Source organism: Paraburkholderia phytofirmans OLGA172, from assembly GCF_001634365.1.
Taxonomy (GTDB): Bacteria; Pseudomonadota; Gammaproteobacteria; order Burkholderiales; family Burkholderiaceae; genus Paraburkholderia.
On sequence record NZ_CP014578.1, the window covers coordinates 4,288,532 to 4,310,133 of the forward strand.

Below are 21,602 nucleotides of genomic sequence, written 5' to 3' on the forward strand. Positions count from 1 at the left end.
CGCGAAAAGCCTTGCATTATAGCGAGGCTTTTCGTTTTCTGCAAGCAATCAATGACTTAGCGTTGCCTGGCACGCCAGGCAAGCGTTAGAAGCCTTATTGGAGCTTGATTTCCACGTCCACGCCAGCCGGCAGGTCCAGCTTCATCAGTGCGTCAACGGTCTTGTCCGTCGGATCGACGATGTCCATCAGACGTTGGTGCGTACGGATTTCGAGCTGATCGCGCGACGTCTTGTTGACGTGCGGCGAACGCAGGATGTCGAAACGTTGAATGCGGGTCGGCAGGGGCACCGGACCACGAACGATTGCGCCAGTCCGCTTTGCCGTGTCGACGATTTCCGCTGCCGATTGATCGATCAGGCGATAGTCGAAAGCCTTCAGGCGAATGCGGATTTTCTGGTTCTGCATGACAATTCCTTGGAAAGAGCGAGGCGGTATTGCGCCGCCAGATAGTAAAAGAACGTAGAGCCGGGCTTGGGATAGGAGTAAGCGCTGAAGCGCCAACTCCTATCGACACGCTATGCTGGCGCCCGGCTCCGGGCACCACTTACTGCAACGTCAATCCTCGATTTTACTCGAGAATCTTGGCAACCACACCTGCGCCGACCGTACGGCCACCTTCGCGGATTGCGAAGCGCAGACCTTCTTCCATCGCGATCGGGTTGATCAGCTTCACCGTGATCGACACGTTGTCGCCCGGCATGACCATTTCCTTGTCCTTCGGCAACTCGATCGAGCCCGTCACGTCCGTCGTACGGAAGTAGAACTGCGGACGATAGTTGTTGAAGAACGGCGTGTGGCGGCCGCCTTCGTCCTTGCTCAGCACATACACTTCAGCCGTGAAGTGCGTGTGCGGGTTGATCGAACCCGGCTTCGCCAGAACCTGGCCACGCTCCACGTCTTCACGCTTCGTGCCGCGCAGCAGGATACCAACGTTGTCGCCTGCCTGACCCTGGTCGAGCAGCTTGCGGAACATTTCCACGCCCGTGCAGGTCGTCTTCACCGTCGGCTTGATACCGACGATTTCGATTTCCTCGCCAACCTTCACCACGCCGCGCTCAACGCGACCCGTCACCACCGTGCCGCGACCCGAGATCGAGAACACGTCTTCCACCGGCATCAGGAACGCACCGTCAACTGCGCGCTCCGGCGTCGGGATGTACGTGTCCAGCGCATCGGCCAGGTTCATGATCGCCACTTCGCCCAGCTCGCCCGTGTCGCCTTCCAGCGCCAGCTTGGCCGAACCCTTGATGATCGGCGTGTCGTCGCCCGGGAAGTCGTACTTCGACAGAAGTTCGCGAACTTCCATTTCGACGAGTTCCAGCAGCTCAGCGTCGTCCACCATGTCGCACTTGTTCAGGAACACGATGATGTACGGAACGCCAACCTGACGCGCCAGCAGGATGTGCTCACGCGTTTGCGGCATCGGGCCGTCTGCAGCCGAGCACACCAGAATCGCGCCGTCCATCTGCGCTGCGCCCGTGATCATGTTCTTCACATAGTCAGCGTGGCCCGGGCAGTCGACGTGTGCGTAGTGGCGGTTAGCCGTTTCGTACTCGACGTGCGCCGTATTGATCGTGATACCACGTGCCTTTTCTTCCGGCGCCGCGTCGATCTGGTCGTATGCCTTTGCTTCGCCGCCAAACTTCTTGGTCAGCACCGTCGTGATCGCTGCCGTCAGCGTGGTCTTGCCGTGGTCAACGTGACCGATCGTGCCGACGTTCACGTGCGGCTTGGTCCGTTCGAATTTACCTTTAGCCATGTTTCTCTTCTTTCAAAAAGTTAATCGTTGAATGACTTGCCGCGCGCTTACTTCGACTTCGCGTTGATGATCGCTTCAGACACGTTGCGCGGTGCTTCCGAGTAGTGCTTGAACTCCATCGTGTACGTTGCACGACCTTGGGTCAGCGAACGCAGCGACGTCGAGTAGCCGAACATTTCCGACAGCGGCACTTCGGCGCGAACGATCTTGCCGCCACCAACCATGTCGTCCATGCCCTGAACAATACCGCGACGGCCCGACAGGTCGCCCATCACGTTGCCCATGTAATCTTCAGGCGTTTCGACTTCCACAGCCATCATCGGTTCGAGGATGACCGGCTGCGCTTTGCGCATTGCTTCCTTGAACGCCATCGAACCAGCCATGCGGAACGCATTTTCGTTCGAGTCAACGTCGTGGTACGAACCGAACGTCAGGTGAACCTTCACGTCAACGACCGGGAAGCCTGCCAGCACGCCAGCCTTCAGCGTTTCCTGGATACCCTTATCGACTGCCGGGATGTATTCACGCGGAATCACACCGCCCTTGATCTCGTCCAGGAACTCGTAGCCCTTGCCCTGCTCATTCGGCTCGAGCGTGATCACCGCGTGACCGTACTGGCCGCGACCACCCGACTGCTTGACGAACTTGCCGTCGACGTCTTCCGCCTTGCCGCGGATCGTTTCACGGTATGCCACTTGCGGCTTGCCAACCGTTGCTTCGACGCCGAATTCACGCTTCATCCGGTCAACCAGAATTTCCAGGTGGAGCTCGCCCATGCCCGAAATAATGGTTTGACCCGATTCTTCGTCCGTTTGAACGCGGAACGACGGATCTTCCTGAGCCAGACGGTTCAGGGCCAGACCCATCTTTTCCTGGTCCGGCTTCGTCTTCGGCTCAACAGCCTGCGAAATCACCGGCTCCGGGAAAATCATGCGTTCGAGCACGATCGGGTGCAGCGGATCGCACAGCGTGTCGCCCGTGGTTGCGTCTTTCAGGCCGACAGCAGCAGCGATGTCGCCTGCGTGCACTTCCTTGATTTCTTCACGCTGGTTTGCGTGCATCAGCAGAATACGACCGAGACGTTCCTTCTTGTCCTTGGTCGCGTTCAGCAGCGTGTCGCCCGACTTCGTCGTGCCGGAGTACACACGGAAGAAGATCAGCTGGCCGACAAACGGGTCGGTCATGATCTTGAATGCGAGCGACGAGAACTTCTCGTCGTCAGCTGCGCGACGCTCAGCCTTTTCACCGTTTTCGAGTTCGCCCGTAACCGGCGGAATGTCGATCGGCGACGGCAGGAAGTCGAGCACGGCGTCCAGCATGCGTTGCACGCCCTTGTTCTTGAACGCGGTACCGCACAGCATCGGCTGGATTTCGCAAGCGATCGTACGGTCGCGCAGACCCTTGACGATTTCTGCTTCCGTCAACTCGCCTTCTTCGAGGTACTTGTTCATCAAGTCTTCGCTCGATTCAGCCGCAGCTTCGACCATCTTCTCGCGCCATTCATTGCACGTGTCGACGAGTTCTGCCGGGATTTCTTCGTACGAGAACTTGGTGCCTTGGGACGCTTCGTCCCAAATGATCGCCTTCATCTTCAGCAGATCGACCACGCCCGTGAACGATTCTTCAGCGCCGATAGGCACCACGACCGGAACCGGGTTTGCCTTCAGACGCAGCTTGAGCTGGTCGTAGACCTTGAAGAAGTTCGCGCCGGTACGGTCCATCTTGTTGATGAACGCGAGACGGGGAACCTTGTACTTGTTAGCCTGACGCCACACGGTTTCCGACTGGGGCTGCACGCCGCCCACTGCGCAGTACACCATGCATGCGCCGTCGAGCACGCGCATCGAGCGCTCAACTTCAATCGTGAAGTCAACGTGGCCCGGGGTGTCGATGATGTTGATGCGGTGCTCAGCGCGGTCGCCGGCCATGCCTTTCCAGAATGCCGTGGTAGCAGCGGACGTGATCGTAATGCCGCGTTCCTGCTCCTGCTCCATCCAGTCCATGGTGGCAGCGCCGTCGTGAACTTCACCAATCTTGTGGTTCACGCCGGTATAGAACAGGATGCGCTCGGTCGTCGTCGTTTTGCCGGCGTCGATGTGAGCGCTAATACCGATGTTACGGTAGCGCTCGATAGGTGTCTTGCGAGCCACTTTGATCCTCTATTGGGATGACGCGATGCGAGAAAATACCCATCGCGCTGTAACACAAACGGGCGAGGCGCTTTGTAAGCGCACCCGCCCGGAATTTCTTTCCGCTTTTTCGGCTAAACCCGGGTTCGGGAAGCTTAGAAACGGAAGTGCGAGAACGCCTTGTTGGCTTCTGCCATCCGGTGAACTTCGTCGCGCTTCTTCATCGCGCCGCCACGGCCTTCAGCCGCTTCGGAGAGTTCACCTGCCAGACGCAGGGCCATCGACTTCTCGCTGCGCTTCTTCGCGGCTTCACGCAACCAACGCATCGCCAATGCCATACGACGCGACGGACGCACTTCGACCGGAACCTGATAGTTCGCACCACCAACGCGGCGGCTCTTGACTTCGACCACCGGCTTGACGTTGTTGAGCGCTACCGTGAACACTTCCAGCGGGTCCTTGCCACCCTTGGTCTGGATCTGTTCGAAAGCGCCGTACACGATGCGCTCAGCAACTGACTTCTTGCCGGAGAGCATCAGCACGTTCATGAACTTAGCTACATCTACGTTACCGAACTTCGGATCCGGCAACACTTCCCGCTTGGGGACTTCGCGACGACGCGGCATGTTTCTTCCTTTAACTTTTCAGTTGGAGCTGTTTAGCCCCGCGGCCACCAACTAACCCGATTCATCTCTAACGACTTACCAGCCTGGTCGGGTGACCACTTACTCGACAGCACCGGCGATTCCGGCACCACCGCTATTACCGCCTTTGCAGGCGACCTGAAACTACACTGACCGGCTAATTACTTGCCAGCCTTGGCGCGCTTCGCACCGTACTTCGAGCGAGCCTGCTTACGATCCTTGACGCCCTGGGTATCCAGCGAGCCGCGAACCATGTGGTAACGCACACCCGGCAAGTCCTTAACACGACCGCCGCGAATCAGCACGACCGAGTGTTCCTGCAGGTTGTGGCCTTCACCACCGATGTACGAAATAACTTCGAAGCCGTTCGTCAGACGAACCTTGGCAACCTTACGCAGTGCCGAGTTAGGCTTCTTAGGCGTCGTGGTGTACACACGGGTGCACACGCCGCGACGCTGGGGGCAGTCCTGCAAAGCCGGGCTCTTGCTCTTCGTCGTTTCCGACGCGCGGCCTTTGCGAACCAGTTGATTGATGGTTGGCATTGTTTATTCCTGAAATTGAACAAAATCGACGCATCTGTTTCCGGGCAAAGCAGAAACGATTGCGCATCGAACTTCCGGACCGAGGGGTCTGCGCACGAATTGACTCCGCACACAGGCATTCCAAGAACCGGAACCTAGCATAATATTCCGAAAATGCTAAGGGAGTCAACAGGTTGCGATGTTTCGTACGCCTGCCGACCTCAAACTGTGCTCGCCAACGCTCAGTCGGCGGCGACGACTTCCAGCAACTCGTCACCGAAACGGTCGAGTTTGCGAGCGCCCATGCCCGGAATACCGCGCAAATCCTCGATGGAATCTGGGCCGTTGCGAGCGATTTCGGCCAGCGTGGCGTCGTGGAAGATGACGTAGGCCGGCACGCCGTCGCTTTTCGCCGTCTCCGTGCGCCAGGCGCGCAGGCGTTCCCAGCGGGCGCGCTCGCGCGGGCCCATGCCGATCGTCGGGTCGGCGCGCTCGCTGGTGCGGCCGGATGACTGGCGGGTACGCGTCGGCTTCACGTAGCGGCGCATCGTCACGTTCTGCTCGCTCTTCAACACTGCTTTGGCGGCCTCAGTCAGGACTAGCGAGCCGAAGCCTTCATGATCGACGGCGAGGTAGCCAAATGCGACGAGCTGGCGAAAGATGGCGCGCCATTCCGGCTCGCCGAGCGCCGCCCCGATGCCAAAGGTGGTGAGCTTCTCGTGGCCGCGCTGCAGGATCTTCTCGCTACGGTTGCCACGCAGAATATCGATCAGATGTCCGGCGCCGAAGTGAAAGCCACTTGCCCGCTGAGCGCGGAACACACATGACAGCGCCATCTGCGCCTCGCGCGTCGCGTCCCACGTGTCGGGCGGTTCGATGCAGTTATCGCAGTTGCCGCACGGCTTGCTCGACTCGCCGAAATACGCGAGCAGCCGCACCCGGCGACAGGTCGCCGCCTCGCACAGCCCGAGCAACGCGTCGAGCTTGCCGGTCTGCACGCGCTTATGCGCGTCGTCGGCGTCGGACTCGTCAATCATCTTGCGCTGCTGCACGACGTCGCCCAGACCGTACGCCATCCAGGCGTTCGCCGGCATGCCGTCGCGACCGGCGCGCCCGGTTTCCTGGTAGTAACCTTCGACACTCTTCGGCAAATCAAGGTGAGCCACGAAGCGCACGTCCGGCTTGTCGATCCCCATGCCGAAAGCGATCGTCGCGCACATCACGATGCCCTCCTCGCGCTGGAACATCTCCTGATGCTTCTGGCGAATTTCGAACTCCATGCCAGCGTGGTACGGCAACGCGCGCATCCCCTTCTCTTTCAGCCATTCAGCCGTTTCTTCGACCTTGCGACGTGACAGGCAATAGACAACGCCGGCGTCGGTCGTACCGTCCGGTTTCGAGTGTTCGGCGCGAATGAAATCGAGCAATTGCGTGCGCGCATTGTCCTTTTCGACGATGCGATAGCGGATGTTCGGGCGATCGAAACTGGAGACGAAGATGCGCGCGTCGTCGAGCGCGAGACGGTGGATGATTTCGTCGCGCGTGATCGCGTCGGCGGTCGCGGTGAGCGCAATGCGCGGCACGTTCGGAAAGCGCTCGTGCAGCACCGACAACTGAATATATTCAGGACGGAAATCGTGCCCCCATTGCGACACGCAATGCGCTTCGTCGATGGCGAACAGGCCGATGCGCGTGCGCTCGAGCAATTCCTGGAAACGGGGCGTCATCAATCGTTCCGGCGCCACGTATAGCAAATCGATTTCGCCTTCGCGCAGCGCGCGCTCGGTGGCCATCGCTTCGGCGCTCGACAGCGTCGAATTTAGATACGCGGCCCTAACGCCCACTTCCTTCAACGCGGCGACCTGGTCCTGCATCAATGCGATCAGCGGGGACACGACGATCCCCGCTCCGCAGCCCGCTTCGCGCCGCACCAGCGACGGGATCTGATAGCACAACGATTTGCCGCCGCCCGTTGGCATCAGCACGAGACAATCGCCGCCGCCAGAGACGTGCTCGACAATTTCACCCTGCTGCCCTCTAAACGCGGGGTAACCAAAGACTTCGTTGAGGATTTCGAGCGAACGGGACATGAATTGGAGAGAAGCAGCGTGATGCCGGTGACACGAATTTTACCAACGCATTCGTGCTGCGCCCGCGCTTTGCGACAACGTTAGCCGTTCGGCCTACGAATCCACAAAAAACGCACAAAAATGAGACACCCGCGGTGCGTGGGACAGGAGTAAGTGCTAAAGCACTAACTCCTGTCGGCAAAAAAAAACCGCTCAGTCGAAACTGAGCGGCTTCGCTGGCTGGTGAGCCCAAGCGGCTTGCGCCGCCCGGACTTACTCGCCTGAGTGCTGCTGTTCGGCGGCCGGGGTTTCCGGCGTACCGAATTCGAACGACTCTTCCGCTGCGATCTGATCGAAACGCTCGCGGTCGGACAGTTCCTTGCTCTTGCGTGCCTTGTGGAACGCGAGACCCGTACCAGCCGGAATCAGACGACCAACGATCACGTTTTCCTTCAGCCCGCGCAAATCGTCGCGCTTGCCCATGATCGCCGCTTCGGTCAGCACGCGGGTCGTTTCCTGGAACGACGCCGCCGAGATGAACGAATCGGTCGACAGCGATGCCTTCGTAATACCGAGCAGCACGTTGTCGTAGGTTGCCGGGATCTTGCCTTCCGCAGCCATCCGGTCGTTCTCGTCGAGCATATCCGAGCGCTCGACCTGTTCGCCCATGATGAAGCGCGTGTCACCGTTATCGACGATCTGCACGCGGCGCAGCATCTGACGGACGATCACTTCAATGTGCTTGTCATTGATCTTCACGCCCTGCAGACGATACACGTCCTGCACTTCATCAACGATGTAGCGCGCCAGCGCTTCGACGCCCTGCAAACGCAGAATGTCGTGCGGATCAGCCGGCCCGTCGACAATCATTTCGCCCTTGTTGACGACCTGACCATCGTGCACCAGAACCTGCTTTTCCTTCGCGATCAGGAACTCGTGCTGATTGCCTTCGAGGTCCGTGATAACGAGACGCTGCTTGCCCTTCGTGTCCTTACCGAACGACGTCGTGCCCGTGACTTCCGCCAGAATACCGGCGTCCTTCGGCGAGCGCGCTTCGAACAGTTCGGCCACACGCGGCAGACCACCGGTAATGTCGCGAGTCTTTTGCGATTCGACCGGGATACGTGCCAGCACTTCACCGACCTGCACTTGCTGACCGTCCTTCACGGTGATCAGAGCGCCGACCTGGAAGCCGATCTGCACCGAGTGCTCGGTGTTCGGGATCTTGACTTCTTCGCCGTTCGCGTCGAGCAGCTTGACCTGCGGGCGCACCGTCTTCGACGCTTGCGAACCGCGGCGCTTCACGTCGATCACGACCAGTGTCGAGAGACCCGTCACATCGTCGATCTGCTTGGCAACCGTCACGCCTTCTTCGACGTTTTCGAACTTCACCGTACCACCGTACTCGGTGATGATCGGACGCGTCATCGGATCCCACGTCGCCAGTTGCGTGCCGGCCTTGATCTGCGCGCCGTCCAGTTGCAACAGCGTCGCGCCGTACGGCACCTTGTGACGTTCACGCTCGCGACCGTGGTCGTCGGTAATCATCGCTTCGCCCGAACGCGAGATGACGATCTGCTCGCCCTTCGCGTTGGTGACGTAACGCATCGTTGCGGTGAAACGAACCGTACCGTTCGACTTGGCTTCAACCGACGAAGCCACTGCTGCACGCGATGCCGCACCACCGATGTGGAACGTACGCATCGTGAGCTGCGTGCCCGGTTCACCGATCGACTGAGCAGCGATCACGCCAACTGCCTCACCGACGTTCACCGACGAGCCACGACCCAGGTCGCGGCCATAGCAGGCTGCGCACAGACCGTAACGCGTTTCGCAGGTCAGCGGCGTACGCACGCGCACTTCGTCGATGCCGAGGCGTTCGATTTCTTCGACCGCGTCTTCGTCGAGCAATGTGCCGGTTTCGTACAGCGTTTCCTGCGTTTCCGGATTGACGACGTCAGCCACCGTCACGCGACCGAGGATACGGTCACGCAGCGCTTCGACGACTTCACCGCCTTCGACCAACGCCTTCATGGCGACGCCGTTGGACGTACCGCAATCGTCCTCGACCACCACCAGATCCTGCGTCACGTCGACCAGACGACGCGTCAGGTAACCCGAGTTTGCCGTCTTCAGTGCCGTATCAGCCAGACCCTTACGTGCACCGTGGGTCGAGATGAAGTACTGCAACACGTTCAAGCCTTCACGGAAGTTCGCCGTAATCGGCGTCTCGATGATCGAGCCGTCCGGCTTCGCCATCAGGCCACGCATACCGGCCAGCTGACGAATCTGAACCGCGGAACCACGAGCACCCGAGTCAGCCATCATGTAGATGGAGTTGAACGATTCCTGACGCGTTTCGTTGCCGTCGCGATCGACCACCGGTTCCGTCGACAGCTGTTCCATCATCGCCTTGCCGACCGCTTCCGACGTTGCCGACCAGATGTCGACCACGTTGTTGTAGCGTTCTTGCGACGTGACGAGACCCGACATGTACTGACGGTCGTATTCCTTCACCTTCTTGGCTGCATCGCCGACGATCTGTTCTTTCTGCGGCGGCACGAGCATGTCGTCGACGCAAATCGAAATACCGGCGCGCGTTGCCAGACGGAAACCCGACTGCATCAACTGGTCGGCGAAAATCACCGTTTCACGCAGACCGCACTTGCGGAATGCGGTGTTGATAAGGCGCGAGATTTCCTTCTTCTTCAGCGGCTTGTTCAGCACCGAGAACGGCAGACCCGGCGGCAGAATTTCCGACAGGATCGAACGGCCGACGGTCGTCGCGTACAGCGTGATCTTCGGCACGAATGCCGGCGCGCCTTCCGACTTGTCTTCGTTGTGGACCATTTCCGTGATCCGCACGTTGACGCGCGAGGCCAGCTCGACTTCCTTGTTCTCGTAAGCGCGCAGTGCTTCCGACACGCCGGTGAACGTCAGGCCTTCGCCCTTGGCGTTCACTGCTTCACGCGTCGCGTAGTACAGGCCGAGCACGATATCCTGCGACGGCACGATCGACGGATCGCCGTTGGCCGGGAACAGGATGTTGTTCGACGCCAGCATCAGCGTACGCGCTTCCATCTGCGCTTCGAGCGACAGCGGCACGTGCACAGCCATCTGGTCACCGTCGAAGTCGGCGTTGAACGCCGCGCAAACGAGCGGGTGCAGCTGGATAGCCTTACCTTCGATCAGCACCGGCTCGAAAGCCTGAATGCCAAGACGGTGCAGCGTAGGCGCACGGTTCAGCATGACCGGATGTTCGCGGATCACCTCTTCGAGGATGTCCCACACCACCGGCGTCTGGTTCTCGACTTCCTTCTTCGCAGCCTTGATGGTGGTAGCGACACCCATCACTTCGAGCTTGTTGAAGATGAACGGCTTGAACAGTTCGAGCGCCATCAGCTTCGGCAGACCGCACTGATGCAGCTTGAGCGTCGGGCCGACCACGATCACTGAACGGCCCGAGTAGTCAACGCGCTTACCGAGCAAGTTCTGACGGAAACGACCGCCCTTACCCTTGATCATGTCAGCAAGCGACTTCAGCGGGCGCTTGTTCGCGCCGGTCATTGCCTTACCGCGACGACCGTTGTCGAGCAGCGAATCGACGGCTTCCTGCAGCATCCGCTTTTCGTTGCGGACGATGATTTCAGGCGCCTTCAGTTCGAGCAAACGCTTCAACCGGTTGTTACGGTTGATCACGCGGCGATACAGGTCGTTCAGGTCCGACGTCGCGAAGCGGCCGCCATCCAGCGGCACCAGCGGACGCAGTTCCGGCGGCAGCACCGGCAGCACTTCGAGCACCATCCAGTCAGGCTTGATGCCCGAACGTTGGAAAGCCTCGAGCACCTTCAGGCGCTTCGCGTACTTCTTGATCTTCGCTTCCGAACCCGTGTTCTTGAGTTCAGTGCGCAGCATCTCGACCTGTTCGTCGATGTTGATCGCGCGCAGCAGTTCGCGAACGCCTTCCGCGCCCATTTCGGCACGGAATTCGTCACCGTACTCTTCGACCTTGTTGTAGTAATCCTCTTCCGTCATGATCTGCCGCGCTTTCAGCGGCGTCATGCCCGGATCGATCACCACGTATGCTTCGAAGTACAGCACGCGTTCGATGTCGCGCAGCGTCATGTCGAGCACCATGCCCAGACGCGACGGCAGCGACTTCAGGAACCAGATGTGAGCGACCGGCGAGGCCAACTCAATGTGGCCCATCCGTTCGCGACGCACCTTCGCGAGCGTCACTTCGACGCCGCACTTTTCACAGATCACGCCACGATGCTTCAGGCGCTTGTACTTGCCGCAAAGGCATTCGTAGTCTTTGATCGGCCCGAAGATCTTCGCGCAGAACAAACCATCGCGTTCCGGCTTGAACGTCCGGTAGTTGATGGTTTCCGGCTTCTTGACTTCACCGAACGACCACGAGCGGATCTTGTCTGGCGAGGCCAGACCGATCTTGATCGCGTCAAAAACTTCAGGCTGTTGGACTTGCTTGAATAGATCGAGCAGAGCTTTCATTGCTTTCTCTCCGTAGTCCGATTAGTTGCGGTCGAGGTCGATATCGATACCGAGCGAGCGGATTTCCTTCACGAGCACGTTGAAGGATTCCGGCATGCCGGCGTCGATCACGTGATCACCCTTGACCAGGTTCTCATACACCTTGGTCCGGCCCGCCACGTCATCCGACTTCACCGTCAGCATTTCTTGCAACACGTACGATGCGCCGTACGCTTCGAGCGCCCACACTTCCATTTCACCGAAACGCTGGCCACCGAACTGCGCCTTACCGCCCAACGGCTGCTGCGTCACGAGCGAGTACGGGCCCGTGGAACGCGCGTGCATCTTGTCGTCGACCAAGTGGTGCAGCTTCAGGTAGTGCATGTAGCCGACAGTCACCGTACGCTCGAACATCTCACCCGTGCGACCGTCATACAGACGCACCTGGTTCTTCGACGGCGTCATGCCGAGGTTCTTCGCGATGTCGTCCGGGAATGCCAGATCCAGCGCGCGCGACATTTCTTCTTCCGTCGCACCGTCGAACACCGGCGTGGCAAACGGAACGCCTTCGCGCAGGTTCTTCGCCAGTTCGACGATTTCGTCGTCCGTGAAGCTGTCCAGTTCTTCAGCGCGGCCCGACTCGTTGTAGATCTTGGTCAGGAATTCGCGCAGTTCAGCGATCTTCGCCTGACGTTGCAGCATTTCTGCAATACGCCAGCCGAGACCCTTCGCGGCCCAACCCAGATGCACTTCGAGAACCTGACCCACGTTCATCCGCGACGGCACGCCGAGCGGGTTCAGAACGACGTCAGCCGGACGGCCATCGGCCATGTACGGCATGTCTTCGATCGGAACGATCTTCGACACCACACCCTTGTTACCGTGACGGCCGGCCATCTTGTCGCCAGGCTGCAGGCGACGCTTCACAGCCAGATACACCTTGACCATCTTCAGCACGCCCGGCGGCAGTTCGTCGCCTTGCGTGAGCTTCTTGCGCTTTTCTTCGAAAGCCAGATCGAACTGGTGACGCTTCTGTTCGATCGAGTCCTTGATCGCTTCGAGCTGTGCCGCTGCTTCTTCGTCCGCGAGGCGGATGTCGAACCAGTGGTAGTGGTCGAGATCTTCCAGGTAAGCCTGTTCGATCTTCGTACCCTTCGCGAGCTTCTTCGGACCACCGTTTGCGACCTTGCCGGTCAGCATACGTGCGAGACGCTGGAATGCATCGCCTTCCACGATACGCAACTGGTCGTTCAGGTCGAGGCGATAACGCTTCAGTTCATCGTCGATGATCTGTTGCGCACGCTTGTCGCGCTGAATGCCTTCACGCGTGAACACTTGCACGTCGATGACCGTGCCGCTCATGCCCGACGGCACGCGCAGCGACGTGTCCTTCACGTCCGAAGCCTTTTCACCGAAGATCGCGCGCAGCAGCTTTTCTTCCGGCGTCAGCTGGGTTTCGCCCTTCGGCGTGACCTTACCGACCAGCACGTCGCCTGCTTCGACTTCAGCGCCGATGTAGACGATGCCCGACTCATCGAGACGGCCGAGTTGCACTTCAGCCAGGTTCGAGATGTCGCGCGTGATTTCTTCCGGTCCGAGCTTCGTATCGCGAGCTACGACGTTCAGTTCTTCGATGTGGATCGACGTGTAACGGTCGTCAGCAACCACCTTCTCCGAGATCAAGATCGAATCTTCGAAGTTGTAGCCGTTCCACGGCATGAACGCGACCAGCATGTTCTGGCCGAGAGCCAGTTCGCCGAGGTCGGTCGATGCACCGTCAGCCAGCACGTCGCCACGCGACACGATATCGCCGACCTTCACGATCGGGCGCTGGTTGATGTTCGTGTTCTGGTTCGAACGCGTGTACTTGATCAGGTTGTAGATGTCCACGCCGACGTCGCCAGCAACGGCTTCATCGTCGTTCACGCGGATCACCATACGGCCTGCGTCGACGTAATCGACCACACCACCGCGGAATGCCTGAACCGTCGTACCCGAGTCGACTGCCACCGTGCGTTCGATACCCGTACCGACCACGGCCTTTTCAGGACGCAGACACGGCACAGCCTGGCGCTGCATGTTCGAACCCATCAATGCGCGGTTCGCGTCATCGTGCTCGAGGAACGGAATCAGCGATGCTGCCACCGAGACGATCTGCGACGGCGCCACGTCCATGTACTGGATGCGGTCCGGCGTAACCATCAGCGTTTCGCCTGCTTCACGCGACGACACCAGTTCGTCGGTCAGCGAGCCATCAGCAGCAACCGCCGCGTTCGCCTGAGCGATCACGTAACGGCCTTCTTCGATCGCCGACAGATAGTCGATCTGATCGGTCACCTTGCTGTCCACCACCTTGCGATACGGCGTTTCGAGGAAGCCGTATTCGTTCAAGTGCGCGTACAGTGCGAGCGAGTTGATCAGGCCGATGTTCGGACCTTCCGGCGTTTCAATCGGGCACACACGGCCGTAGTGGGTCGGGTGCACGTCGCGGACTTCAAAGCCAGCGCGCTCACGCGTCAAACCGCCAGGGCCAAGTGCCGAAACACGGCGCTTGTGGGTGATTTCCGACAGCGGGTTGGTCTGGTCCATAAACTGCGACAGCTGCGACGAACCGAAGAACTCGCGAATCGCCGACGAAATCGGCTTCGAGTTGATCAGGTCGTGCGGCATCAGGTTTTCGCTTTCGGCCTGGCCGAGGCGTTCCTTCACAGCACGTTCGACACGCACGAGACCTGCGCGGAACTGGTTTTCCGCCAGTTCGCCGACGCAACGCACACGACGATTGCCCAAGTGGTCGATGTCGTCCACTTCGCCCTTGCCGTTACGCAGTTCGACCAGGATCTTGATCGTTGCGAGGATGTCGTCGTCTTGCAGCGTCATCGGGCCGACGATTTCGTCGCGACCGACACGGCGGTTGAACTTCATACGACCCACCTTGGACAGGTCGTATGCGTCTTCGCTGTAGAACAGACGGTTGAACAGCGCCTCAACCGCTTCTTCGGTCGGCGGTTCGCCCGGACGCATCATGCGGTAGATCGCGATGCGTGCAGCCATCTTGTCCGCGGTTTCGTCGATACGCAGCGTCGACGAGATGTATGGACCTTGATCCAGATCGTTCGTGTAGAGCGTCTGGATGTCTTTGATCTTCGATTCGCGGAGCTTTTCGAGGACGGTTTCGGTGATTTCGTCGTTCGCGTTAGCGATGACTTCACCCGTGTCGCCATCGACAACGTTCTTCGCGAGCACGCGGCCGAGCAGATAGTCTTCCGGCACCGAGATGAACTTCGTTTTCGCGTTGTCGAGATCGCGAATGTGCTTGGCGTTGATCCGCTTGTCCTTCTGGACGATCACGTTGCCATCACGGTCCGTAATGTCGAAACGTGCGACTTCACCACGCAGACGCTCCGGCACGAATTCCATCTGTGCGCCTTCCGGCATCAGCGTGAAATTGTCGAACACGAAGAAGTTTGCGAGGATTTGTTCCGGCGTCAGGCCGATCGCCTTCAGCAGGATCGTGACCGGCATCTTGCGACGGCGGTCGACGCGGAAGTACAGCACGTCCTTCGGATCGAATTCGAAGTCGAGCCACGAACCGCGGTAAGGAATGATTCGTGCCGAGAACAGGAGCTTGCCCGAGCTGTGCGTCTTGCCCTTGTCGTGTTCGAAGAACACGCCCGGCGAACGATGCAGCTGCGAAACGATCACACGTTCCGTGCCGTTGATGACGAACGAACCCGTCGGCGTCATGAGCGGAATTTCGCCCATGTACACTTCCTGTTCCTTCACTTCCTTGACGACCGGCTTGCTCGGCGATTCCTTGTCGAGCAGCACCAGGCGCACTTTCGCGCGCAGTGCTGAGCAGTACGTCAAACCGCGCTGCTGACATTCCTTGATGTTGAATGCCGGCGGCGACAGCATGTAGCTGACGAACTCTAGACGAGCGAACCCGTTATGCGAAACAATCGGAAAAACGGACGTGAACGCAGCCTGCAGGCCTTCCGGCTTGCGCTGCGTGGATGACGTGTCTGCTTGCAGAAACGTGCTGAATGATTCAAGCTGGGTAGCCAGCAGGAAAGGTACTTGGTGAACGATGGGGCGCTTCGCAAAACTCTTGCGAATGCGCTTCTTCTCGGTGAAGGAATATTGCATACGATCTCCGAATCACGGCGGGCATTGTTGTCGAGGCAGGATACCTTGATGAGACAACCCGAGTGTTCACCGACTGAGACCCGATGGCCGTCCGATGGCTTGAACGAGCCTAGAAGCTTGGTGGTTGGCCGCTACCAACCGCTGGCTGACGGCAGCGGATGCCTATGTTGCCCGCTACCCGACCAAACTTGCCTTCTGCAGTCGCTTCAGAAGACAAAGAGAAGCGCCGGTCAATATTGCCGATAGACGATTCTCTTTGGCTTCTCGGCCCCCTGTTCTTGCCGAAACCGGCTGACAAAAACATGGTTCCCACAAAGCACAAAAAGGCCGGCGGTGGAAAACCGCCAGCCTTCGCACAACGCGCTGAAACTTACTTGATTTCAGCCTTCGCGCCGGCTTCTTCCAACTTCTTCTTGGCTTCTTCAGCAGCAGCCTTCGGTACCGATTCCTTAACAGGCTTCGGTGCACCGTCGACCAGGTCCTTCGCTTCCTTCAGGCCGAGACCCGTCAGTTCACGAACAGCCTTAATGACCGAAACCTTGTTCGCGCCGACTTCCGTCAGGTTGACCGTGAATTCGGTTTGCTCTTCAGCAGCAGCAGCAGCGCCGCCGCCTGCCGGGCCTGCCACTGCAACAGCAGCTGCCGACACGCCAAACTTTTCTTCGAACGCCTTGACCAGCTCGTTCAGTTCCAGAACCGACATCGAGCTTACTGCCTCGAGGATGTCATCTTTTGCGATTGCCATTTGAAATACTCCTAAATTGAATTCGGATACAGCCAGCGATCAATCACGCTCGACTGAAGTGCGTTACGCAGCGGTTTCTTCGCCTTGTTTCTTTTCTGCCAGCGCGGCCAGAGCGCGCGCAAAGCCTGAAACAGGTGCTTGCATAACGTACAACAGCTTGGAGAGCAGTTCTTCGCGGCTCGGGATGTTTGCCAGCGCTTGCACGCCAGCCTTGTCCATCACCTTGCCTTCGTAGGAACCAGCCTTGATGATCAACTTGTCATTGGTTTTGCCGAAGTCGTTGACGACCTTAGCAGCAGCAATGGCATCTTCCGAGATGCCGTAGATCAGGGGACCAGTCATCTGCTCTGCCAGCGAAGCAAACGGGGTACCTTCGACAGCGCGACGCGCCAACGTGTTTTTCAACACGCGAAGGTAAACCTGTTGCTCACGCGCTTTCGCGCGCAGCTTGGTCAGATCGCCAACCGCGATTCCACGATACTCAGCCAGAACCACGGTCTGGGCTTTCGCGACTTGCGCGGCAACCTCAGCGACGACGGCCTGCTTGCTTTCTTTGTTAAGTGGCACGGTTAACCTCCAGATTCGATACACGCAGCGTGCGCCTTGTGTACCGCGTTCAATAACGGCGTCCGACCAGTCAGGAGTATTTCGACCGCCTGAAACCCGCATTGCTGCGAACTTCAACCGGCTTCATCACTACAAAACCATTCCGGGTTCGCCATCTGCGTTGGCTTTACATTAAGGGACCGCCTACCTGCTGCGCTCCCACCAACGGTCTTTGACAACCGGTCGCTCGATGCAGACTGCCATCTTGCGACCGCCCAAAGCCCATAAAACCGCCTCGACTCACATCGAGGCGATGAAATTTCTTACTGTGCTGCGAGCGATGCCTGGTCGACGCGAACGCCAACGCCCATCGTGCTCGACAGTGCAACCTTACGCAGATACACACCCTTGCTCGTTGCCGGCTTCGCCTTTTGCAGCGCGTCGACGAGAGCGTTCAGGTTGCTACGCAGAGCCGTCGGCTCGAACGAAGCACGGCCGATCGTGGCGTGGATGATACCGGCCTTGTCGACACGGAATTGCACCTGACCAGCCTTGGCGTTCTTGACTGCAGTCGCGACGTCCGGCGTAACCGTGCCAACCTTCGGGTTCGGCATCAGGCCGCGCGGGCCGAGAATCTGACCGAGCGTACCGACAACGCGCATCGTGTCCGGCGAAGCGATCACGATGTCGAAGTCCAGCTTGCCGGCCTTGACTTGTTCAGCCAGGTCTTCCATACCGACGACTTCTGCGCCGGCTGCGCGAGCTTGCTCAGCCTTTTCGCCTTGTGCAAACACGGCCACGCGAACCGACTTACCGGTACCTGCCGGCAGCACGACCGAGCCCCGAACCACTTGGTCCGACTTCTTCGCGTCGATGCCGAGTTGCACTGCAACGTCGATCGATTCGTCGAACTTCGCGCTTGCGCATTCCTTCACGAGCGACAGAGCTTCGTCGATCGCGTACAGCTTTTGACGATCAACCTTGGCTGCGAATGCTTGCAGACGTTTTGAAAGCTTAGCCATTTACACGCCCTCCACGGTGATGCCCATCGAGCGGGCGCTACCAGCGATCGTACGAACCGCTGCGTCCAGATCAGCTGCCGTCAGATCGGGCATCTTGGTCTTGGCGATGTCTTCAGCTTGAGCGCGGGTGATCTTGCCGACCTTGTCGGTATGCGGCTTAGCCGAACCCTTGTCGATCTTCGCTGCCTTCTTGATCAGAACCGTAGCCGGCGGCGTCTTCAGAACGAACGTGAAGCTCTTGTCCGCAAACGCGGTGATCACGACCGGAATCGGCAGACCCGGTTCCATAGCTTGAGTCTGCGCGTTGAACGCCTTGCAGAACTCCATGATGTTCAGGCCGCGTTGGCCCAGTGCCGGACCGACCGGCGGCGACGGGTTGGCTTTACCTGCAGGAATCTGCAGCTTGATAAAGCCGATGATTTTCTTTGCCATTTTGAAAACCTCTTAGGAACGCCGCCCTAGTACAAGCGGACATTCAGTGAGTAGTAGCGCGCGTTCGCCGAAAAACAGACTACTTACGCTCCTCAACGGCCATTACGCGGACCGTAAGCGCGAAATACGGAGCGCACCGACCAGTGCGCCCCGTAGAATTCTGGATTACAACTTTTCGACCTGGCCGAATTCCAGCTCGACCGGCGTTGCGCGGCCGAAGATTGTAACGGAAACACGGACGCGCGACTTTTCGTAGTTCACTTCTTCGACGCTGCCGTTGAAATCCGTGAACGGACCGTCCTTCACCCGCACCATCTCGCCTACTTCGAACAGGGTCTTCGGACGCGGCTTTTCCACGCCTTCCTGCATTTGCGACATGATCTTCTCGACTTCCCGCGGGGAAATCGGACTCGGACGATTACGCGCACCGCCTACGAAACCCGTCACCTTTGCCGTGTTTTTCACGAGGTGCCACGTTTCGTCTGTCATTTCCATTTCCACAAGGACATAGCCCGGGAAGAAACGACGCTCGGTCACCGATTTGTGACCGCCTTTCACCTCGACCACTTCTTCAGTCGGAACGAGGATTTGACCAAACTGGTCTTGCATGCCAGCACGTTCGATGCGCTCCTGAAGCGCACGTTGCACGCTCTTCTCCATGCCGGAGTAGGCGTGCACCACGTACCAACGTTTGCCGCTCGGGGATGCCGGAGTATCGCTCATATCATTTCCAACCCAGAATCACCGAGAAAATCGCCCATTCGATGGATTTATCGCTAATCCAAAGAAAGATCGCCATGACAAACACGAAGCCGAACACTACGAGCGTTGTCTGGGTGGCCTCTTTACGAGTCGGCCAGACAACCTTGCGAACTTCTTTGTACGAGTCTTTGGCGAAAGCGATGAAACCCTTGCCAGGCGCGGAGAGAAGACCGACTGCAACACCCGCGATAGCGCCAACAGCCAAGGCGGCTCCGCGGACGTACCATTCCTGGCCGCTGAGCCAGAAGAACCCCACGAACCCGGCCAAGACCAACAATACGCCCGCGACGAGCATCAGCTTGTCGCCGGATGTATTTACAGTTTCGACGGAAGGATTCGCCATAACACCTTAACGAAGCGTCATATACGACGCGAGAGTTGGCAGGGGCAGAGGGAATCGAACCCCCAACCTTCGGTTTTGGAGACCGACGCTCTGCCAGTTGAGCTATACCCCTAAACCATTTTGGGGTTGACGACACCGCCAACCCCGAAACTACCGATCAACGAGAACTGTCTGGCGTTACTCGAGGATCTTTGCAACCACACCTGCGCCGACCGTACGGCCGCCTTCGCGGATTGCGAAGCGCAGACCTTCTTCCATCGCGATCGGGTTGATCAGCTTCACCGTGATCGACACGTTGTCGCCCGGCATGACCATTTCCTTGTCCTTCGGCAACTCGATCGAGCCCGTCACGTCCGTCGTACGGAAGTAGAACTGCGGACGATAGTTGTTGAAGAACGGCGTGTGGCGGCCGCCTTCGTCCTTGCTCAGCACGTACACTTCAGCCGTGAAGTGCGTGTGCGGGTTGATCGAACCCGGCTTCGCCAGAACCTGGCCACGCTCCACGTCTTCACGCTTCGTGCCGCGCAGCAGGATACCCACGTTGTCGCCTGCCTGACCCTGGTCGAGCAGCTTGCGGAACATTTCCACGCCCGTGCAGGTCGTCTTCACCGTCGGCTTGATACCGACGATTTCGATTTCCTCGCCAACCTTCACCACGCCGCGCTCAACGCGACCCGTCACCACCGTGCCGCGACCCGAGATCGAGAACACGTCTTCCACCGGCATCAGGAACGCACCGTCAACTGCGCGCTCCGGCGTCGGGATGTACGTGTCCAGCGCGTCGGCCAGGTTCATGATCGCCACTTCGCCCAGCTCGCCCGTGTCGCCTTCCAGCGCCAGCTTGGCCGAACCCTTGATGATCGGCGTGTCGTCGCCCGGGAAGTCGTACTTCGACAGAAGTTCGCGAACTTCCATTTCGACGAGTTCCAGCAGCTCAGCGTCGTCCACCATGTCGCACTTGTTCAGGAACACGATGATGTACGGAACGCCAACCTGACGCGCCAGCAGGATGTGCTCACGCGTTTGCGGCATCGGGCCGTCTGCAGCCGAGCACACCAGAATCGCGCCGTCCATCTGCGCTGCGCCCGTGATCATGTTCTTCACGTAGTCAGCGTGGCCCGGGCAGTCGACGTGTGCGTAGTGGCGGTTAGCCGTTTCGTACTCGACGTGCGCCGTGTTGATCGTGATACCACGCGCCTTTTCTTCCGGCGCCGCGTCGATCTGGTCGTATGCCTTTGCTTCGCCACCAAACTTCTTGGTCAGCACCGTCGTGATCGCTGCCGTCAGCGTGGTCTTGCCGTGGTCAACGTGACCGATCGTGCCGACGTTCACGTGCGGCTTGGTCCGCTCAAACTTACCCTTGGCCATTTTCGACTCCTAAGAGGATTTATCCGTACGTTGCGCCGCGCGCAAACAATCACCGAGTACTTCTGGTGCCCATGGGCAGGATCGAACTGCCGACCTCTCCCTTACCAAGGGAGTGCTCTACCACTGAGCCACATGGGCGCTACTTCTTTGTTACTGGAGCGGGTGAAGGGAATCGAACCCTCGTCGTAAGCTTGGAAGGCTTCTGCTCTACCATTGAGCTACACCCGCAAGGATCCATGGATTCCCAACTACTACAGCTTGCATTCTGGTGGAGGAGGTTGGATTCGAACCAACGTAGGCGTAAGCCAACAGATTTACAGTCTGCCCCCTTTAGCCACTCGGGCACCCCTCCGCAGAGAACTGATGATTATGAGGGAACAACCGCTTGCTGTCAAGGCTTGCTTGACCGTTCCAAACTCATAGCTCTCACTTATATAGTGATTCCAGCTCCGACCGTAAACGCAAAAACCCCACCTTTGTGGGGTGGGGTTTCTGGACATGCTGGGGAGCCTGACGATTACCTACTTTCACACGGGAATCCGCACTATCATCGGCGTGGAGTCGTTTCACGGTCCTGTTCGGGATGGGAAGGGGTGGGACCGACTCGCTATGGTCATCAGG

16 protein-coding genes, 4 tRNA genes and 1 rRNA gene are annotated in these 21,602 nt (G+C 58.8%); 1 reads left to right on the forward strand and 20 read right to left on the reverse strand.

Features of this window, described 5'->3' with window-relative positions; all coding sequences use genetic code 11:
- Positions 1 to 94: 94 nt before the first annotated feature.
- The 8 genes from rpsJ to rpoB form a co-directional block, all read right to left on the reverse strand.
- The gene (gene rpsJ, locus AYM40_RS18955) at positions 95 to 406 is read right to left on the reverse strand and encodes a 30S ribosomal protein S10 (RefSeq protein WP_006998489.1); all 312 of its coding nucleotides are present in this window, start codon (positions 404 to 406) and stop codon (positions 95 to 97) included.
- Between the two features lie 163 nt (positions 407 to 569).
- Positions 570 to 1,760, reverse strand: a complete 1,191-nt coding sequence (gene tuf, locus AYM40_RS18960) for an elongation factor Tu (RefSeq protein WP_063497539.1) — start codon at positions 1,758 to 1,760, stop codon at positions 570 to 572.
- A 47-nt stretch (positions 1,761 to 1,807) separates the two neighbouring features.
- Positions 1,808 to 3,910, reverse strand: coding sequence for an elongation factor G (fusA, locus tag AYM40_RS18965; protein ID WP_054043378.1), 2,103 nt, complete (start codon positions 3,908 to 3,910; stop codon positions 1,808 to 1,810).
- A gap of 134 nt (positions 3,911 to 4,044) precedes the next feature.
- Positions 4,045 to 4,515: a 30S ribosomal protein S7 gene (rpsG, locus tag AYM40_RS18970; protein ID WP_006053291.1), complete on the reverse strand. Its 471-nt coding sequence runs from the start codon at positions 4,513 to 4,515 to the stop codon at positions 4,045 to 4,047.
- A 179-nt stretch (positions 4,516 to 4,694) separates the two neighbouring features.
- Complete coding sequence (rpsL, locus tag AYM40_RS18975) at positions 4,695 to 5,075, reverse strand: 30S ribosomal protein S12 (RefSeq protein WP_006998493.1); 381 nt, start codon at positions 5,073 to 5,075, stop codon at positions 4,695 to 4,697.
- A 221-nt stretch (positions 5,076 to 5,296) separates the two neighbouring features.
- Positions 5,297 to 7,144: a DNA helicase RecQ gene (recQ, locus tag AYM40_RS18980; RefSeq protein ID WP_063497540.1), complete on the reverse strand. Its 1,848-nt coding sequence runs from the start codon at positions 7,142 to 7,144 to the stop codon at positions 5,297 to 5,299.
- 252 nt (positions 7,145 to 7,396) lie between these two features.
- The gene (gene rpoC, locus AYM40_RS18985; RefSeq protein WP_054043375.1) at positions 7,397 to 11,635 is read right to left on the reverse strand and encodes a DNA-directed RNA polymerase subunit beta'; all 4,239 of its coding nucleotides are present in this window, start codon (positions 11,633 to 11,635) and stop codon (positions 7,397 to 7,399) included.
- 21 nt (positions 11,636 to 11,656) lie between these two features.
- Positions 11,657 to 15,763, reverse strand: coding sequence for a DNA-directed RNA polymerase subunit beta (rpoB, locus tag AYM40_RS18990; protein WP_054043374.1), 4,107 nt, complete (start codon positions 15,761 to 15,763; stop codon positions 11,657 to 11,659).
- 124 nt (positions 15,764 to 15,887) lie between these two features.
- On the opposite strand from rpoB, the gene AYM40_RS41425 reads away from it, so the two are divergent.
- Positions 15,888 to 16,058 carry a hypothetical protein gene (locus tag AYM40_RS41425; RefSeq protein ID WP_158515290.1) on the forward strand — a complete coding sequence of 57 codons (171 nt, stop codon included), beginning with the start codon at positions 15,888 to 15,890 and terminating at the stop codon, positions 16,056 to 16,058.
- A gap of 75 nt (positions 16,059 to 16,133) precedes the next feature.
- Here AYM40_RS41425 and rplL read toward each other — a convergent pair whose 3' ends face one another.
- From rplL to rrf, 12 genes are all read right to left on the reverse strand, one after another.
- Positions 16,134 to 16,508 carry a 50S ribosomal protein L7/L12 gene (gene rplL, locus AYM40_RS18995; RefSeq protein WP_054043372.1) on the reverse strand — a complete coding sequence of 125 codons (375 nt, stop codon included), beginning with the start codon at positions 16,506 to 16,508 and terminating at the stop codon, positions 16,134 to 16,136.
- 63 nt (positions 16,509 to 16,571) lie between these two features.
- Positions 16,572 to 17,075, reverse strand: coding sequence for a 50S ribosomal protein L10 (gene rplJ, locus AYM40_RS19000; protein ID WP_035554729.1), 504 nt, complete (start codon positions 17,073 to 17,075; stop codon positions 16,572 to 16,574).
- A 302-nt stretch (positions 17,076 to 17,377) separates the two neighbouring features.
- A complete protein-coding gene (gene rplA / locus AYM40_RS19005) occupies positions 17,378 to 18,076 on the reverse strand; it encodes a 50S ribosomal protein L1 (protein ID WP_011490061.1) in 699 nt (232 codons plus the stop codon).
- Complete coding sequence (gene rplK, locus AYM40_RS19010; protein ID WP_025496715.1) at positions 18,077 to 18,508, reverse strand: 50S ribosomal protein L11; 432 nt, start codon at positions 18,506 to 18,508, stop codon at positions 18,077 to 18,079.
- A gap of 165 nt (positions 18,509 to 18,673) precedes the next feature.
- Entirely contained in the window at positions 18,674 to 19,231 is a 558-nt protein-coding gene (nusG, locus tag AYM40_RS19015) for a transcription termination/antitermination protein NusG (RefSeq protein ID WP_007180147.1), read from the reverse strand.
- 1 nt (position 19,232) lies between these two features.
- Entirely contained in the window at positions 19,233 to 19,613 is a 381-nt protein-coding gene (secE, locus tag AYM40_RS19020) for a preprotein translocase subunit SecE (protein WP_046567533.1), read from the reverse strand.
- Positions 19,614 to 19,649: 36 nt separating this feature from the next.
- Positions 19,650 to 19,725, reverse strand: a tRNA-Trp gene (locus AYM40_RS19025).
- A 65-nt stretch (positions 19,726 to 19,790) separates the two neighbouring features.
- Positions 19,791 to 20,981, reverse strand: coding sequence for an elongation factor Tu (gene tuf, locus AYM40_RS19030; protein ID WP_063497539.1), 1,191 nt, complete (start codon positions 20,979 to 20,981; stop codon positions 19,791 to 19,793).
- A gap of 63 nt (positions 20,982 to 21,044) precedes the next feature.
- Positions 21,045 to 21,119: transfer RNA gene (locus AYM40_RS19035), tRNA-Thr, on the reverse strand.
- A gap of 16 nt (positions 21,120 to 21,135) precedes the next feature.
- Positions 21,136 to 21,209 (reverse strand) — tRNA-Gly (locus AYM40_RS19040).
- A gap of 38 nt (positions 21,210 to 21,247) precedes the next feature.
- Positions 21,248 to 21,333 (reverse strand) — tRNA-Tyr (locus AYM40_RS19045).
- Positions 21,334 to 21,489: 156 nt separating this feature from the next.
- A 5S ribosomal RNA gene (rrf, locus tag AYM40_RS19050) occupies positions 21,490 to 21,602 on the reverse strand.

Bases quoted from the DNA above. Each gene is read 5' to 3' on its own strand.
- rpsJ (WP_006998489.1), bottom strand. From the start codon at position 406: ATGCAGAACCAGAAAATCCGCATTCGCCTGAAGGCTTTCGACTATCGC.
- tuf (WP_063497539.1), bottom strand. From the start codon at position 1,760: ATGGCTAAAGGTAAATTCGAACGGACCAAGCCGCACGTGAACGTCGGC.
- rpsG (WP_006053291.1), bottom strand. From the start codon at position 4,515: ATGCCGCGTCGTCGCGAAGTCCCCAAGCGGGAAGTGTTGCCGGATCCG.
- rpsL (WP_006998493.1), bottom strand. From the start codon at position 5,075: ATGCCAACCATCAATCAACTGGTTCGCAAAGGCCGCGCGTCGGAAACG.
- recQ (WP_063497540.1), bottom strand. From the start codon at position 7,144: ATGTCCCGTTCGCTCGAAATCCTCAACGAAGTCTTTGGTTACCCCGCG.
- rpoC (WP_054043375.1), bottom strand. From the start codon at position 11,635: ATGAAAGCTCTGCTCGATCTATTCAAGCAAGTCCAACAGCCTGAAGTT.
- rpoB (WP_054043374.1), bottom strand. From the start codon at position 15,763: ATGCAATATTCCTTCACCGAGAAGAAGCGCATTCGCAAGAGTTTTGCG.
- rplL (WP_054043372.1), bottom strand. From the start codon at position 16,508: ATGGCAATCGCAAAAGATGACATCCTCGAGGCAGTAAGCTCGATGTCG.
- rplA (WP_011490061.1), bottom strand. From the start codon at position 18,076: ATGGCTAAGCTTTCAAAACGTCTGCAAGCATTCGCAGCCAAGGTTGAT.
- rplK (WP_025496715.1), bottom strand. From the start codon at position 18,508: ATGGCAAAGAAAATCATCGGCTTTATCAAGCTGCAGATTCCTGCAGGT.
- nusG (WP_007180147.1), bottom strand. From the start codon at position 19,231: ATGAGCGATACTCCGGCATCCCCGAGCGGCAAACGTTGGTACGTGGTG.
- secE (WP_046567533.1), bottom strand. From the start codon at position 19,613: ATGGCGAATCCTTCCGTCGAAACTGTAAATACATCCGGCGACAAGCTG.
- tuf (WP_063497539.1), bottom strand. From the start codon at position 20,981: ATGGCCAAGGGTAAGTTTGAGCGGACCAAGCCGCACGTGAACGTCGGC.